Origin of the sequence: Nonomuraea rosea, assembly GCF_039539705.1 — a bacterium.
Taxonomy (GTDB): domain Bacteria; phylum Actinomycetota; class Actinomycetes; order Streptosporangiales; family Streptosporangiaceae; genus Nonomuraea; species Nonomuraea rosea.
Genome location: NZ_BAABDQ010000002.1, coordinates 693,367 through 707,615, shown reverse-complemented (window position 1 = coordinate 707,615; position 14,249 = coordinate 693,367). Strand labels below are relative to the sequence as shown.

Annotated in this window: 14 protein-coding genes and 5 tRNA genes; 11 read left to right on the top strand and 8 right to left on the bottom strand. The window is 66.3% G+C overall.

From position 1 onward, the window contains the following. The first annotated feature begins 45 nt into the window (after nucleotides 1-45). Together ABEA43_RS07055 and ABEA43_RS07050 are read left to right on the top strand one after the other, a co-directional pair. Nucleotides 46-885: a helix-turn-helix domain-containing protein gene (locus ABEA43_RS07055; RefSeq protein ID WP_345559775.1), complete on the top strand. Its 840-nt coding sequence runs from the start codon at nucleotides 46-48 to the stop codon at nucleotides 883-885. A gap of 67 nt (nucleotides 886-952) precedes the next feature. Next, nucleotides 953-1,534: a dihydrofolate reductase family protein gene (locus ABEA43_RS07050; RefSeq protein WP_345559774.1), complete on the top strand. Its 582-nt coding sequence runs from the start codon at nucleotides 953-955 to the stop codon at nucleotides 1,532-1,534. Between the two features lie 150 nt (nucleotides 1,535-1,684). Here ABEA43_RS07050 and ABEA43_RS07045 read toward each other — a convergent pair. Further along, nucleotides 1,685-1,751 (bottom strand) — tRNA-OTHER (locus ABEA43_RS07045). A 202-nt stretch (nucleotides 1,752-1,953) separates the two neighbouring features. Here ABEA43_RS07045 and ABEA43_RS07040 point away from each other — a divergent pair. Both ABEA43_RS07040 and ABEA43_RS07035 read left to right on the top strand, forming a co-directional pair. Next, nucleotides 1,954-2,178, top strand: coding sequence for a type II toxin-antitoxin system VapB family antitoxin (locus tag ABEA43_RS07040; protein WP_345559773.1), 225 nt, complete (start codon nucleotides 1,954-1,956; stop codon nucleotides 2,176-2,178). Next, nucleotides 2,175-2,576: a PIN domain nuclease gene (locus ABEA43_RS07035; protein ID WP_345559772.1), complete on the top strand. Its 402-nt coding sequence runs from the start codon at nucleotides 2,175-2,177 to the stop codon at nucleotides 2,574-2,576. Before ABEA43_RS07040 ends, ABEA43_RS07035 begins: the two co-directional genes overlap by 4 nt. A gap of 229 nt (nucleotides 2,577-2,805) precedes the next feature. Here the strand turns inward: ABEA43_RS07035 and ABEA43_RS07030 are convergent, their stop codons facing one another. From ABEA43_RS07030 to ABEA43_RS07010, 5 genes are all read right to left on the bottom strand, one after another. Further along, the gene (locus ABEA43_RS07030; protein WP_345559771.1) at nucleotides 2,806-3,084 is read right to left on the bottom strand and encodes a hypothetical protein; all 279 of its coding nucleotides are present in this window, start codon (nucleotides 3,082-3,084) and stop codon (nucleotides 2,806-2,808) included. Nucleotides 3,085-3,517: 433 nt separating this feature from the next. Further along, nucleotides 3,518-3,591: transfer RNA gene (locus tag ABEA43_RS07025), tRNA-Phe, on the bottom strand. Between the two features lie 5 nt (nucleotides 3,592-3,596). After that, nucleotides 3,597-3,671, bottom strand: a tRNA-Asp gene (locus ABEA43_RS07020). A 90-nt stretch (nucleotides 3,672-3,761) separates the two neighbouring features. Continuing rightward, a tRNA-Glu gene (locus ABEA43_RS07015) sits at nucleotides 3,762-3,834 on the bottom strand. Further along, complete coding sequence (locus ABEA43_RS07010; protein ID WP_345559770.1) at nucleotides 3,835-5,340, bottom strand: metallophosphoesterase family protein; 1,506 nt, start codon at nucleotides 5,338-5,340, stop codon at nucleotides 3,835-3,837. Nucleotides 5,341-5,427: 87 nt separating this feature from the next. Here ABEA43_RS07010 and ABEA43_RS07005 point away from each other — a divergent pair, with 87 nt between their 5' ends. Together ABEA43_RS07005 and ABEA43_RS07000 are read left to right on the top strand one after the other, a co-directional pair. Beyond that, the gene (locus tag ABEA43_RS07005; protein WP_425570189.1) at nucleotides 5,428-5,778 is read left to right on the top strand and encodes a metallopeptidase family protein; all 351 of its coding nucleotides are present in this window, start codon (nucleotides 5,428-5,430) and stop codon (nucleotides 5,776-5,778) included. Between the two features lie 101 nt (nucleotides 5,779-5,879). Beyond that, nucleotides 5,880-7,175: an MFS transporter gene (locus tag ABEA43_RS07000; protein ID WP_345559769.1), complete on the top strand. Its 1,296-nt coding sequence runs from the start codon at nucleotides 5,880-5,882 to the stop codon at nucleotides 7,173-7,175. Here the strand turns inward: ABEA43_RS07000 and ABEA43_RS06995 are convergent, their stop codons facing one another. Continuing rightward, nucleotides 7,176-7,454, bottom strand: a complete 279-nt coding sequence (locus ABEA43_RS06995; RefSeq protein WP_345559768.1) for a PspC domain-containing protein — start codon at nucleotides 7,452-7,454, stop codon at nucleotides 7,176-7,178. It lies immediately after the preceding gene. An 88-nt stretch (nucleotides 7,455-7,542) separates the two neighbouring features. Here ABEA43_RS06995 and ABEA43_RS06990 point away from each other — a divergent pair, with 88 nt between their 5' ends. After that, nucleotides 7,543-8,697, top strand: a complete 1,155-nt coding sequence (locus ABEA43_RS06990) for an acyl-CoA dehydrogenase family protein (protein WP_345559767.1) — start codon at nucleotides 7,543-7,545, stop codon at nucleotides 8,695-8,697. 49 nt (nucleotides 8,698-8,746) lie between these two features. Then, a tRNA-Lys gene (locus tag ABEA43_RS06985) sits at nucleotides 8,747-8,822 on the top strand. A gap of 110 nt (nucleotides 8,823-8,932) precedes the next feature. Here ABEA43_RS06985 and ABEA43_RS06980 read toward each other — a convergent pair. Beyond that, the gene (locus ABEA43_RS06980; protein ID WP_345559766.1) at nucleotides 8,933-10,225 is read right to left on the bottom strand and encodes a tyrosine-type recombinase/integrase; all 1,293 of its coding nucleotides are present in this window, start codon (nucleotides 10,223-10,225) and stop codon (nucleotides 8,933-8,935) included. A 265-nt stretch (nucleotides 10,226-10,490) separates the two neighbouring features. Between ABEA43_RS06980 and ABEA43_RS06975 the strand changes: the two genes are divergently transcribed. The 3 genes from ABEA43_RS06975 (at nucleotide 10,491) to ABEA43_RS06965 (ending at nucleotide 14,238) form a co-directional block, all read left to right on the top strand. After that, nucleotides 10,491-11,318, top strand: coding sequence for an integrase core domain-containing protein (locus ABEA43_RS06975; protein WP_345559854.1), 828 nt, complete (start codon nucleotides 10,491-10,493; stop codon nucleotides 11,316-11,318). A 548-nt stretch (nucleotides 11,319-11,866) separates the two neighbouring features. Next, nucleotides 11,867-12,973 carry a nucleotidyltransferase family protein gene (locus ABEA43_RS06970; protein WP_345559765.1) on the top strand — a complete coding sequence of 369 codons (1,107 nt, stop codon included), beginning with the start codon at nucleotides 11,867-11,869 and terminating at the stop codon, nucleotides 12,971-12,973. 206 nt (nucleotides 12,974-13,179) lie between these two features. Then, complete coding sequence (locus ABEA43_RS06965; protein WP_345559764.1) at nucleotides 13,180-14,238, top strand: hypothetical protein; 1,059 nt, start codon at nucleotides 13,180-13,182, stop codon at nucleotides 14,236-14,238. Nucleotides 14,239-14,249: the final 11 nt, after the last annotated feature.

Genomic DNA, 14,249 nt, shown 5'->3' with positions numbered 1-14,249 from the left:
CGACGGCCTGGCGGCCCGCCCCGGGCATCGGCGATGCTGTGAGGCGTGGAATACGTGTCCAGAGTGCCGCGACCGCCGCTGGACGGGCTGATCGACGACCTCTACTACCTGGAGGGCATGCCACCATACGCCCGGCTGACGCTGCCGCCGATGCCGTCGGCGGTGCTCATCCTCAACCTCGGGCCGCCGTTCCGCATCCGCGCCGGCACCGACATCGGGGCGGCCGAGTACGCCGACGGCTGCGTGATCACCACCCCCACCCGCGCCTTGGAGTTCGGCTATCCACCGGGGACCCGGTCTGCCGGCGTGCACTTCAAGCCGTGGGGGCTGGCGCCGTTCCTGCCGATGCCCGCGGCCGAGCTGTGCGACCGGCCGGTGACGGTGGAGCAGGCCTGGGGCCGCGCTGCCAGCGCTGAGCTGCGGGACCGGCTGGCGACGGCGGCCGGGCCGTACGAGATGCTGACGCTGCTCGAGGAGGAGTTGCTGCGGCGGCTCCGCGAGACCGCCGGCCTGGGGCTGGTCCGCCACACGAGCGGCGTCATCGCGGCGGCCACGGGAGCGGTGGCGATCGGCGGCCTGAGCGTGGCGGCCGGCGTCAGCAGCACCCATCTGACACAGCGGTTCAAGGAGCTCATCGGCGTCACGCCGAAGCGGCTCGCCCGCACCTACCGTTTCGCCGCCACCGTGCTCGCGATCGACCCCGCCGGACCGACCGACTGGAGCGACCTCGCCGATCGAGCCGGCTACTTCGACCAGGCCCATTTCGGCCACGAGTTCCGGATGTTCACGGGGCTCACGCCGACCCGGTACGTGGACGTCCGGCGGCGGTTCCTGCGCGAACACCCCGGCCACGCGCTCAACGTCGGGCCGCTGCCCGCCGTTTGATTTCTTACAAGAGCCGGCGACCCCCTTCACGCCAGTATGGGCACTTCTGGAGCAGAGGAGAGAGCCCATGGGCAAGGTCGTCATGTACAGCACGGTGTCGGTCGACGGCTTCATCGCGGACAAGAACGACCAGGTCGGACCGCTGTTCGACTGGATGTCCAGCGGTGACGTCCCGCTGGACGAGGCCGGCGGGGTGAAGGTGTCGCAGGCCTCCTACGACTACACCCGGCCGTACTGGGACGAGATCGGCGTGACGGTCGTCGGCCGCCACGTCTTCGACCTGACGAACGGCTGGGGCGGCACGCCACCGGGCGGGATCCCCTACCTGGTCGTCGTGTCGCACCGGCCGATGCCCGACGGCTGGCGCACGGAGGCGCCGTTCCACTTCGTCAACGGCATCGAGGCCGCCATGGCCAAGGCACAGGAGCTCGCGGGCGACCGCACGGTCGAGGTCGCCGCCGGCGACGTCGGCGGCCAGGTGCTGGCGGCGGGGCTCGTCGACGAGGTCGCCATGGACGTCGCGCCCGTGGTGCTGGGGTCCGGCAAGCGCTACTTCGGGCCGGTCGACGCACAGCACCTGCTGGAGGACCCTGACGCGGTGATCCAGGGCAACCGGGTGCTCCACCTGCGCTATCGGGTGCGGCGATGAAGGATCTCAGCGGGTACGCGAGGAAGTTCGGGCCGCCGGCGGGCTGAGGATCTCCACCGAACTTCCGATCCCGGCATGATCGGTCACGCCACTGGAAATCAAAAAGCCCCGAACGGGTGACTCGTTCGGGGCGTTCTTGCTGGTCAATGCTGGTGGTCAGGGGCAGGGTCGAACTGCCGACCTTCCGCTTTTCAGGTGTGACGATCAGCCTGCTCACAGGCCGTTACAAGGTGGTGAGTAGTCACCTACGGTGCCCTTCATGTGAGGCTGGTGGCCGACGTTGCCGTCACCGTTGCCGTCATCGACCAGTTGGAAAGAGCAGCTTCAGCCCGGGCGGCGGCTCCAGGCCTTGAGCAGCGCTCGAATCAACGGCCGCTGATATACTCATCTGAGTTCGTATATACAGGTGAGGCGGCATCATGACCAAGACTCTGATCGACCTTGATGACGAGGCCCTGGCCGAGGCAGCGAAGATACTCGGTACCTCATCCAAGAAGGACACAGTCAACGCCGCCCTCCGAGAGATCATTGATCGGCGCAGGCGAGCTGCGGCCGTGGCTCGCATGCGCGCGATGGTCGCGGAGGGTGAGATCGACTTCTCAACCATCGACCGGGGCGACCACCCGCACCAGGACGTGGCGTGACAGATCTGTACCTCATCGATACCAGCGCCTTGGTCCGCTTCTACCGCGGTCAGGTCGGCGCGGAATGGGATCAGACGGTCTGTGCCGGGCTCGTCGGCCTCTGCGAGCCGGTCAGACAGGAGTATCTCCGGGCCGTCGGCGGCCGGCCGGCCTTCTACGAAGCCGGCAATCTCCTCCAGGAGACCTTCCCGCACTACATGATCCCTGACTCTGCTTGGCACGAGACAGGCGAGTTGCAGCGCGAACTCGCCGACAAGGGATGGCACCAATGTGCTTCTCCAGTCGATCTCCTCATGGCGGTAACGGCCCAGCATCACAAACTAACCGTGCTGCATGCCGACGCCGACTTCGAGACCATCTCTCGCCTGACCGGACAGCCGGTGCGCTGGATCAGCTGATTGAACGCAACGGCTGGGATGCCTCCCGCGACAAGACGGTGTGTTGCGCCCTCAAGGCCGGCATCTGCTGCGCGTCCCGGCTGTCGACTCGGATGGTCCAGTCCATCCACGCTGTTCTTCGAAACGCCCCTGGAGTGCGCTGTACGAGAGAAGATCATCGCCCGCAACGTCGCCAAGCTCGTCAAGGTCCCGTGTCCAAGTACAAGGTCAGCCGCGGCTTGACCGTCCCTCAAGCCCGGGCGGCGTTCAAGGCGTCGCAGGACCACCGACTCCACGCCCTGTACGTCCTGGCGGGCAGCGGAGCCGGCTTGGATAGGAACTCGCCGCCTCCGGTGCCCAGGTCAAGCAGAGATATCGCATCGGGCAGACACGCAAGCAGGAGGCGCTCGTAGCTCCACGGCAGCGGATCCTCGAACACGCGGCCGCTAAGGGGGGCGAAGTCCCAGCCTTGGAACGAGGTCGCGAGCGCCTCGGCGACCAACTCGTCGTATTTCACATCAATGATCATCACTGAAGCAGACGTCGGGAGTGACCGCTCTCAGTCGGCCGGTCATCGGCTGGCCACTGGTCAAGCCAGTGGCCGGGGATCGTCCGCGGCGCTTCCGGTGGGACTCCGGCGACGGGGGGCGTCCCGAGGCCAGGCGCGCCGAGTCCACCATCGGCATCGGGGCGACAGCAAGAGCGTCGACCGTCTGGAGAAGCAGGGCCTGCGTGTCCTCCACGAGGAGATGGAGCGCGGTCACCCGCTGACGGCCCACGCCCACCGCTTCGTCCTACTGGCCACATTCGAGAGGACGGCGCACCGCAGTCACGTGCGGTAATGGCGGGCAGCGGTGACGCAACCAACCCGCGCTTGCGGGCCATCGTTGCTGCTGTCGGCGAAGATCAAAAAGGCCCCGACCGATGATCCGTTCGGGGCTTTCTTGCCTGTTCAATGCTTGTGGTCAGGGGCAGGGTCGAACTGCCGACCTTCCGCTTTTCAGGCGGACGCTCGTACCAACTGAGCTACCTGACCCAGAGCGGTCCTGACGGGACTTGAACCCGCGACCTCCACCTTGACAGGGTGGCGAGCACTCCAAACTGCTCTACAGGACCTTGCGTTTCTTGCTGTTTGCGCTCGCTTAGCTTACCAGCTCTTCGGTGGTCTTGGACCAGCCGTTTCGCGGGTGCGCCAGGCGCTCGCAGTGCCCCCAACGGGATTCGAACCCGTGCCGCCGCCTTGAAAGGGCGGTGTCCTAGGCCGCTAGACGATGGGGGCTTAGGATTCCCTGCCGTCTTCCGTCGGAGACCTCTGAAGCATAGGGGACGATTGCCCTTGATGCCAAAGTGGCGGACCGGCGGTCGATGTGGGAGTGCCAGTGATCGGTCCCGTTGGCGACGGGGCGTTCGTTGGCGCTGGAGAAATCATACGTTGCGGGTCGGGCTCCACGTGACGCTGGATGTACACCGACTGCTCCCCCAATCCGCCCAGTGTGATGTCGTCCCAGGCCCGCAGCCGCTTGGTCTCCTTGTCGAAGTACAGGACCGAGGCCTGGACCGGGGTGGGCTGGGCGTGTTCGAGGGCACGCAGGCCGGCGCCGCCCGTCGAGCCCTGGACGAGCATGCGGGTGCCCGAAGGGAGCATGGTCGTCTTTCGCTCGTGAGTGTGGCCGGCCAGGATCATAGGTGTGGCGCCGGTGAAGCCCCTGCCCACGTCCGGGTCGTGCACGGCGATCAGGTCCGGCTTGTTGACCTGGGCGAGATGCGAGCGGGCGAACTGGCCGAGAGCGTCCGGATCCGAGGCGACCGCTACGGACTTGTCCGGAGTGAACCGAGGGTCGCCGAGGCCGTAGATGTTCAGGCCCGCCACGGACTGGGTCTTGTTGTCCAGGACTACGGCGTTCTTCTGTTTCTCGACCGCTCTCTGAGTGGTCATGGAGTCGTGGTTGCCGCGTACGTACACGTACGGGACTCCGAGGCGGCCGATCTCGTCGACGAACTTGTTCTCCGCCTTGGTGCCATGGTCGGAAATGTCGCCCGTGTCGACGATCAGGTCCACGGCGAACTGGTCCTTGAGGGAGCGGATGACGTTCCAGGCGATGGGGTTGATGTGGATATCGGAGATGTGCAGGACTCGGATGGACTTGGGGTCGGCGTCGTACAGAGGAAGGGTGGAGACGGTGTCGTAGAGCTTGGAGACGTTCGTGACGAGTTTGGTGAGCTGCGAGCGGTACGACTCGAATCGCGTCACTATCGACTCCGCGCTGCCCACGAGGGACGGCGCGGCGGCGATCAGGCCCGAGTAGCGAGGCTCGATGAGCGAGCTGGGGCGGAACGTGACGGCGGCGAGCGCCCCGGTGCCCGCGAGGGCCACGGAAGCCGCCAGAAGGCCCAGCAGAGCCGTTCTCGGGCGCCTGAAGACCATCAGGACTGCGATCAACGCTCCCGCGCCCGCACAGAGCAATGAGCGGATGATCAGATCGCGGACGCCGTCGATCAGGTCGCTCTCGATGATGCCCGGCAGGCGGTCGGCCAGCCGGGGGTCCTCTATGAGCGCCTTTGCGCGGTCCTGGTCGATGTTCTCCAGAGTGATGCGGAGTCTGAGCGGCGCGTCATGTGTGCGGAACGTGAGCGTGCCGAGCGGGCTCGCGTCCACGACCGTCTCGCCGTTCCAGGCGGGACGAAGGGACATTCCGGTTTCGACGGGGCCGACCTGGGCTCGTACGGTGCCGCTGAGGAATATGCCCAGCCAGGCCCCGGCAGCGGCCACGAGGAGCACTGCCACGACCCTGGACGTTCGCGAGCGGATGACTGTCTTTGACCTGTGGACGAACTTCATACCGTTTCTTGCTTACCTGACCGAGGAGGCAGAATGGCAAGGGTGATTGAGGTTTCGCGGGAGAAGTTCGAAGAACTCGTGGCCGAGGCATTGGACACGATCCCCTCAGAGCTCACGCGTGCCATGAGTAACGTCGTCGTCACGGTTGTCGATGATCCGCCTGAGCCCCACCTGCTCGGCCTGTACACCGGTGTCCCCCTCACCGAACGCGGCGACTGGTACTCAGGTGTCTTGCCCGACCGTATTGAGATCTACCGCAAACCGATATGCCAGATTTGCGATACGGAAGCGGATGTCGTCGACGAAGTGCGCATCACGGTCGTTCACGAGGTCGGACACCACTTCGGCATCGACGACGCGCGGCTTCACGAGCTCGGCTGGTAACCCTTTGCTTTTGGTTGGCTGCTTTCGGTTGCGAGGTGCGTCGATGATCGGGCACCTTAGGTGACATACCGAACACCGTTAGTCAGGCACAGCGGAGTCCAATGGGGGCCAAGCGGACACGACGGCCGCCGGGACGGCATCGCCGTGCCGAAGCACCACAAGCTACATATCGCGAAGTCATCGGCATCAAGGAGTTCAGGGCGCTCTGGTACGGCCAGGGCCTTTCGCTCCTCGGTGACCAGCTCGCGCAGGTGGCGCTCGCCGTACTCGTCTATGACCGCACGCGTTCGCCGCTGGCAACAGCGGCGGTGTACGCGCTGACGTACCTTCCGTCGATCGTCGGCGGGCCGCTGCTGGCGGGGCTGGCGGACAGGTTCGCGCGCAGGGGCGTCATGCTGGCCTGCGACCTGGTCAGAGCCGCGCTCGTGGCGGTGATGGCGCTGCCGGGCATGCCGTTCTGGGCGCTGTGCGCACTGGTGTTCTTCGTGGTGCTGCTCAGCGCGCCGTTCTCGGCCGCCAGGGCGGCTCTGCTGCCCGAGGTGCTCGCCGGCGACCGGTACGTCATCGGCTCCGCGCTGCAGAACATGACGAACCAGGGCGTACAGATGCTCGGTTTCGCGGCCGGCGGAGCGGTGATCGCGACAATGGGGCCGTACCGGGCACTGGCCCTCGACGCCGCGACGTTCCTTGGATCCGCGTTGATCCTGATTTCGGGGGTACGCCCCCGTCCGGCCGCGAGCGGCGACGACGGCGCCAAGCCGTCCATGTGGACGATGACCAGGGCCGGAGCCAGGCTCGTGTTCGGGTCAAGAAAGCTGCGGACCCTTGTCCTGTTCGCGTGGTTGTGCGGCTTCTACATCCTGCCCGAGGGCCTCGCCGTGCCGTACGCGGCCAAGCTCTACACGGGAACGCTGCCCGTTCCCGTGATCACCGGGTTGCTGATGGCGGCGATGCCGCTGGGAACGGTCGTGGGTGCGTTCCTTTTCAGCAGATTCGTGGCTCCGCCGCGGCGCTTGCGGCTCATGGGGTGGATGGCCATGCTGAGCTGCGCGCCGCTCGTCGTGACCGCGTTGCATCCGCCGCTGGCCGTGGTGCTCGGAGCCTGGGTTCTGTCGGGGATCGGCGGGGCTTACCAGCTTGCCGCCAATGCCGCCTTCGTCCAGTGCGTACCGGCCGAACGACGCGCCCAGGCGTTCGGCCTCGTACAGTCGGGGCTGATGGCCGTACAGGGGATCGGGATCTTGGCGGGCGGGTTCGCGGCGGAGAGACTCGGTCCTGAGCCGGTGGTCGCGCTGGCGGGGATCACCGGCGTGATCAGCGCGGCCGTCCTTGCCATGATCTGGACCGAGTCTCGGGGTGACAAGCCCGCGCGGGTGCGCGCCGAGGCCGCCGCGTGATCACTGCTGGGGCTTCTGCTCGCCGCTCCAGTCCGTACGGTTCTGCTGCTTGTTGAGCAGGTCCTGGACGATTGAGGAGTCGCTCTCCTCGTCCGGCATGAGGAGCCAGCCGATCGCGTAGACGCCGACGCCGAGGCCGCCGAACAGAGTGGCGATCGCCAGCCCGATCCGGACCAGGTTGGCGTCGATGCCGACGTACTCGCCGATGCCGGAGCAGACGCCCGCGACGATCCTGCCCTTGTGGGTCCGACGAAGCTTCTTGACGTTGTATTCGCTCATGTCTCAAGACTGCCCTTGGGCAGGGTGTTCGCACATCAGGATTCCCCCTGGTAGAACCCTGGTAGCCCCTTACGTGAGAGGACTCGTGATGGACGACCTGCTGCGCCTCGACGACCGGCTCGACGCCGACCAGCGGCTGATCCGCGACACGGTCAAGTCCTTCGTCTCCGATCGCATCCTGCCTGACGTGGGCGATTGGTTCGAAGAGGGCGTTTTCCCCGCCCGCGAGCTGGCGCCCGAGCTGGGCGCGCTCGGGCTGCTGGGGATGCATTTGACCGGGTACGGCTGCGCGGGCACGGACGCGATCTCGTACGGGGTGGCGTGCAGGGAGCTCGAAGCGGGCGATTCGGGCCTGCGATCGTTCGTATCCGTCCAGGGATCTCTGGCCATGTTCCCTATCTGGAAGTATGGGTCGGATGAGCAGAAGGATGAGTGGCTGCCCCGGATGGCCGCCGGTGAGGCGATCGGCTGCTTCGGCCTGACGGAGCCGGACCACGGCTCGGACCCCTCCAACATGCGGACTTATGCCAAGAAAGACGGATCCGACTGGGTCCTGAACGGCTCCAAGATGTGGATCACCAACGGCTCGATCGCCGACGTCGCGGTGGTCTGGGCCCAGACCGACGAGGGCATCCGCGGCTTCGTCGTACCGACCTCGACGCCCGGCTTCTCCGCCCCTGAGATCCACAAGAAGCTGTCCCTTAGGGCCTCCGTCACCTCCTCCCTCTATTTCGACGACGTGCGCCTGCCCGCCTCCGCCGAGCTGCCCGGCGTCACGGGCCTCAAGGGCCCGCTCTCCTGCCTGTCAGAAGCCCGCTTCGGCATCATCTGGGGCGTCGTGGGCGCCGCCCGCGCCTGCCTGGAGTCGGCGGTGGCGTACGCGAAGACACGGGTGCAGTTCGACAAGCCGATCGGCGCGTTCCAGCTCACGCAGGAGAAGCTCGCCTGGATGTACGTGGGCACCGCCCAGGCCGGCCTGACCGCGCTGCACCTGGGCGAACTGAAGGACGCGGGACGGCTGGAGCCCCGGCAGATCAGCTTCGGCAAGCTGGCGAACGTACGAGCCGCCCTGGACATCGCCCGCCAGGCTCGCAGCATCCTGGGCGGGAACGGGATCACGCTGGAGTACCCTGTGATCAGGCACATGAACAACCTGGAGAGCGTGCTGACGTACGAGGGCACACAGGAGATCCATACGCTGGTGCTGGGGGAAGCGCTGACCGGGCTGGCCGCTTACCGGTGATGGAGGCGTCGCGGACAGGGCGGTAATCTCTGTACCCTTGCTGTTGCGAGGGGCGTTAGCTCAATTGGCAGAGCTGCGGACTTTTAATCCGTAGGTTCCGGGTTCGAGCCCCGGGCGCCCTACCACTCCTACCTGTAGGTTCACCCACCCTCTTGATCAAAAAATCAAGAGATGGGTCATAGCTGGGTCACGTCTGGGACAAACAGACACCGTGAGACTTTTCCGGCGGAAGCGTTCAGCGGGGTGGCCGGTTCGTGGGACGACGCCGGAGATGGATCGTCCGTTTCCGCAGCCTATAACCTGTTCTTCGCGCTGTGGCAAGCACCAGGCGGGCCGTGGCCTCCGCCGCCTCGTGATGGAGTTCAGGCAGGACCGAGGTGTAGGTGTCGGAGGTCAGCACAATGCTGGCGTGCCCCAGCTGCCCCTGCACCGTGCGTAGGTCCACGTGCGCGGCCAACGCTGTGGAGGCCGCACCGTGCCGCAGGTCGTGCAGCCGTACCGGCGGCAGCCCGCTGGCTGCCACCAAGTACCGGAACCGGTAGGTCAGGTAGTCCGGGCGTATCGGCTGGCCGTCGGCGCGGGTGAACACCCAGCCGGCGCTATCGAGTCCCTTGAGGTGCTGGCTTTGCTGATGGCGACGCAGGAGGCGGATCGTCTCGGTGTCCAAGGCGATCGTGCGCTGGCTCGCCGCGCTTTTGGGTGGGACGACTCGTAGCCGGCCGTTGACATGGATGAGCTGCTGGACGACCGTGAGCTCACGGGTTTCCAGGCTGATGTCCGCCCACCGCAGCCCGGCGAGCTCGCCGCGGCGCAAGCCGCGCAGCGCGGCCAGCCACCACAACGGATACAACGCATCCTCGCGGACGTAATCCAAGAACGCCGTCAGGTGTTCGGTCGTCCACACCGCCACCGCTGGACGCTGCCCCGTGGCCCGCCACACCACCACCCGGCTTCGGGTCCAGACCTGGGCGTAGGGACGCCGGATACGCGGCAGACGCAACCGGTGTGCCGGGTTCGTGTCGATCAGCCCTTCGCGGATCGCCTCGTTGAGTGCCGCCCGCAACGTGGCATGGACCCGCTGAACAGTAGACGGAGACAGCGCCTTGCCGTACCGATTACGCCGCTGAGCCAGGCCGGCGAAGAAGCGACGCAAGTCGACCGGTGACAGTTCCGCCAGCCGGACCAAGCCCAAGCCGGGGATCAGGTGGATCCGCACATGATCGGCGTAACCCTGCCGGGTGCGCTCTCGGACGGGCTGGAGGGTCGTCAGCCAGTGGCGCAACCACTGCGCCACGGTGCACACCGCACTCACCCCACCCGGAACATCGGCGGCACCGAGATCGCGGGCAGCTCGCATGGCGTCCTCTGCGGTATGAAATCCGCCCCGCCGCGTCCGCACTCTACGTCCGCTCGGGCCCAGTACCTGAATCGCGAAGTACCACGAGCCGTGACCCTCGTCAGCCAGATCGAGGCAGGTCCTGTCCTGACCTGAGCAACCACACCGCTTGTACACCACCGGCTCGCCCATCTTGCTCCTTTCTCTTATTCACAAGACGGGCGAATCACGAAGACATGACGTCGCTCGAGCATGGTTTCGCATCCCTACGAGGGTGTCCGTGGCCATGTAAAAGTCCCCACAGGTGGCCCGTTCGAGGTCACCACTGATGGCCGGGTTTAGGTCCCCGCTAGTCCTTCGCGCTGGTTGGTGTGTCGTGCGGCGGTGTGTGCCCTGAGCGGTGATCGTGACGGTGTCAGCCAGTCATGAGATCACCGCTCAGGGGGTCTGCCCGGCCATGAAGTCTTCGGGGGAGATCATGGACATCATCGCCGCCTACCGCGAGGTAGGCACCTATCGCGGGGCCGCCGAAATGTGCGGCACCACGCACAAGACCGTCAGACGCATCATCGAGCGGGCGCTGGCCGGGGACAAGGCGCCACCCCGCAAGCGACGCGAGCACAACTACGACGCGGTCACCGACCTGGTGACCGAGAAGATCAAGGCCATCGCGGGAAGAATGTCGGCCAAGCGGCTGCTGCCACTGGCCCAGGCCGCCGGCTACGCCGGCTCGGCGCGCAACTTCCGCCGTCTGGTGGCCGCGGCGAAGAGATCCTGGCGGCGCGAGCACCATCGCGGGCGCCGTCCGGCGGTCTGGACGCCGGGCCAGATGCTGGTCATCGATTGGGACGAGGCCGGCGGCGGCCTGCACGTGTTCTGCGCGGTGCTGGCCGACCGGATGGGCTGCCTGAAGAGCGGCGTGGTGGCCAACAAGGTCATCCCCACCGGCGAGTACGTGCGTTTCGCCACGCACTACGGTTTTCGGCCGGACTGGTGCGAGGCGGCCGATCCGGAATCGAACGCCATCGGCGAGCGCGTCATCGGCACCCTGCGCCGCGAGCTCCTGGACCGGATCCTGATCCTCAACGAACGCCACCTGACCCTCGTGCTCCACGAGTACCTGATCCACTACAACGCGCACCGTCCGCACCAGTCCCGAAACCAACGTCCCCCAGACATCGCCACGCAGCCTGCGTGCGACGTAACCGACCTCGACGACCTACGATCCATCCACCGAAAACCCGTCGTCACATGCCTGATCAACGAATACCACAACGCCGCATAACCGCAGCTCAAGCCACGTAACCCAATATTCGAGCGGCACACCATCGTCGTCGCCAAGATCGCCGCGGCCTCAGCGGTCATGAACTGATCCCGGCACAACCCCGGTCGCCAATGGCGACCCATGACCGGGGCGCTTCACGGAGGCTCGATCCTCAGCCTCTGTGCTCTTCGCCTCCTCCTTCCGCTGCCGTGGCACCTGGCCAGTCAGCACTCCGGGACGACGTCCAACTGCCACAGCCGCACCCGGCCGCACCGAGCGCCTGCCAGCACCCGACATTCAGGCTCCACCCGTCCCAAGACTCACCGTTGCGACCAGTCCCCGGGAGGACTTTCGCGTCGGAGATCATCTACTGGAGTATCGGCGCTGCCAGCGGCTTGGCAGAATTTCCTACAAAGACAGGAGATGCCTGAACTGCCCCTGTTATCCTGGCCGACTCACTCCTGAGTTAGTGAGAGCAGGTGATCCAACCTGCCCATTCTTCCGAGCCGTGGATTTTCCCTGGTCCGACGACCATAGCCACGTTCGGAATGGATGCTCCCGGAGAGACGATGACACCCAAGTCCGGCGATGGCCACATTTCGCCTGTTCGTCCACTGCTCGTGGGTGATGTCATAGCAGAGCGCAGAGTGGTCGGTTTCGCCTGGGTTATGCGGAATGGCGCTGTCTCATCAACCCACCTCGACGACCGGCTGCTGCTCGACGGCGATGAGCACCTTCCCGCCCCCCCGAACCGGCCAGTGCCGCAGACCGCGGACGGCGCCCAGCCCGTGGCAGCCATGCCCCCGGCAGACCTTCCCGCCCATCACGTACACGCGGCGGAATCGCTCGACCCAGCGCTTCCCGAGCGGGCAAGCGCGCTGCTGGATCTGCGGGACACGCCATGGCGCCCGCTGATCCGGCCTCTGCTTGCGGCGGTGCACGCCACTGGTCACCGACTATGGCTGGCGGGCGGAGCCGCTCGCGATCTGGTGGCGGACGTGCCCTTGCATGAGGTCAACGACCTCGATCTGTCCGGCACCGTACCAGCGGGCAGGTTCACCGACGTCACCCGTCAGACACTGCGCGCCTTGCGCATGTCGGAATGGCGCACAACGGTCACCCCGTCCTCCCTGGTGTGCTCGGTACTCCCACCGAAATCAGATAAATCGAATAATCGGCTCATCGAGTACCGTGGATTATCGAAAGGAGGATTCAAATTTCCCGTGGTCGGCAGCCAGCTTTCGGAGGATGCCCAATATCGGGACTTCGCCTTCAACGCGCTCCTGTACGATATTCTTGATCATCAGATCATGGACCCGAGCGGTATGGGGCTTGACGACCTGCTCGGAAAAGAGCGGCGCTTCACCCCGCTGAATGTCAGCGACGATCCTTTCACCCAGGCGGCAGTCATAGCCCGGGCGGCCAAATTCGCTCTGCGCTGGCGCGAGGACAATCCATCGGGCGTTGTCTCGCTCGACCTGGATCCTCTGAAGGCCTGGATCGTCGCGCTGCCGTCGGCGTTGTGCAGCATGCTCAGCAGCTCTCAGTGGAGAACACTGCGGAACGCCTACCAGCGAAGCATCCACGCGACGGTGCAGCAGCAGCATGAGTTCGCGGCGATGCTGCCGCAACCCGGCTGTGACCTGCTCGACATTCTGATCGGAGGCGCCAAGTGAGATCTCCTCACCGCCCGCTCAGCGCCTGGACCGCTTCTCTGTCACCAGGCACCGGACACCTAGGCCCGGTCAACGATGGCGATCATCGCTCTGACGCCCGGGAACTGGACCACTTCGCCGACGGATGGCGCCGCGTTGCGGTGCCATGGGGCCCGGACGGGCACGCGTTGGGGCTGGCCCATGGCGATGGCACGACCGTGGTGGAATTGGACGACTTCGGCCGGCCGATCACCGCGAGCCGTCGGGCGGTCGAGGTGATAGACCGCATCGAGCAGCAGTGGCCGGTGATCGACGGCGGTACGGCCGATATGTTCGGGGAGCTGGGGCGTGAGTCGCTGCCGTTGCGCTACTGGCTGCTGGAACGGCTCGACGCCGAGGCCGATCCGCCCGATGAGGTGTTCGCCATTCTGCCCTGGGACCTGCTCGACCGCGCGGTCGAGGCGGTCGCCGCGGGCCTGGAGCCGGACCGTACGGTCGGGGAGCTGGTGGAGATCCAGCACTGGCTGACACCGGCCGTGCGCGGACTCACCGGCCCTCTTGAGCAACTCGACCATGGGCTGCGCACAGGCGACCGGCTGATCGCCAGGTTCGGTGCGAACGCGCTGCTGGCCGGTCTCCACGACCTTCCGCTGTCCCGCGTTCCCGCTCGTTCCCGCGCCGGCCTGGGTCGCCTTGTATTGCTCCTGGAGGGCCTCGACCCGTTGTACCGTCACGCCTGCCGGGTGGCCGCCGCGCGGCTGGCTGGCTGGCCGGAGGGCGCACGGATACGTACCGAGCTGCACTCCAACCTGGAGGCTGCGGCGGGCACCAACCATGTGCGTGAGCACACCGAGAACCTTGGCGATGACATTCAGCGCATCCAACTCGTCGAGACACAGGCCGGCTGGGTGCGCGTGACAGCACAGCTCGTAGGGGTGCCCGCAGCGGATGGCCCGCTGGCCGAGCGGGTGGGATCCTTCCTCCCGATCCGGATCACGCCGCGCGACGGCGGTCCCATACGGCGACTCTGGATCGCACTGTCCGACGACGACAACCATCTCGAGGGAACGATCACGGTCGCGCTCCCGCAAGGGCATTCCGCATTCGAAGCCGACGCAGCGCCGGTCGGCGCACAGGATCTGAACGACGCCGACCCGGCGGAACTGCTGGCATCGCTGCACGCCAGCACGGCGCAGACGGCGCTGGCCTGGCTGGACGTCGCAGAGCGGCTGGCGGAGAACCATCCGATCTGCGTCACCGCGCGGACGTTCGAAGAATCCTCCTGAGCGGGGCAGCC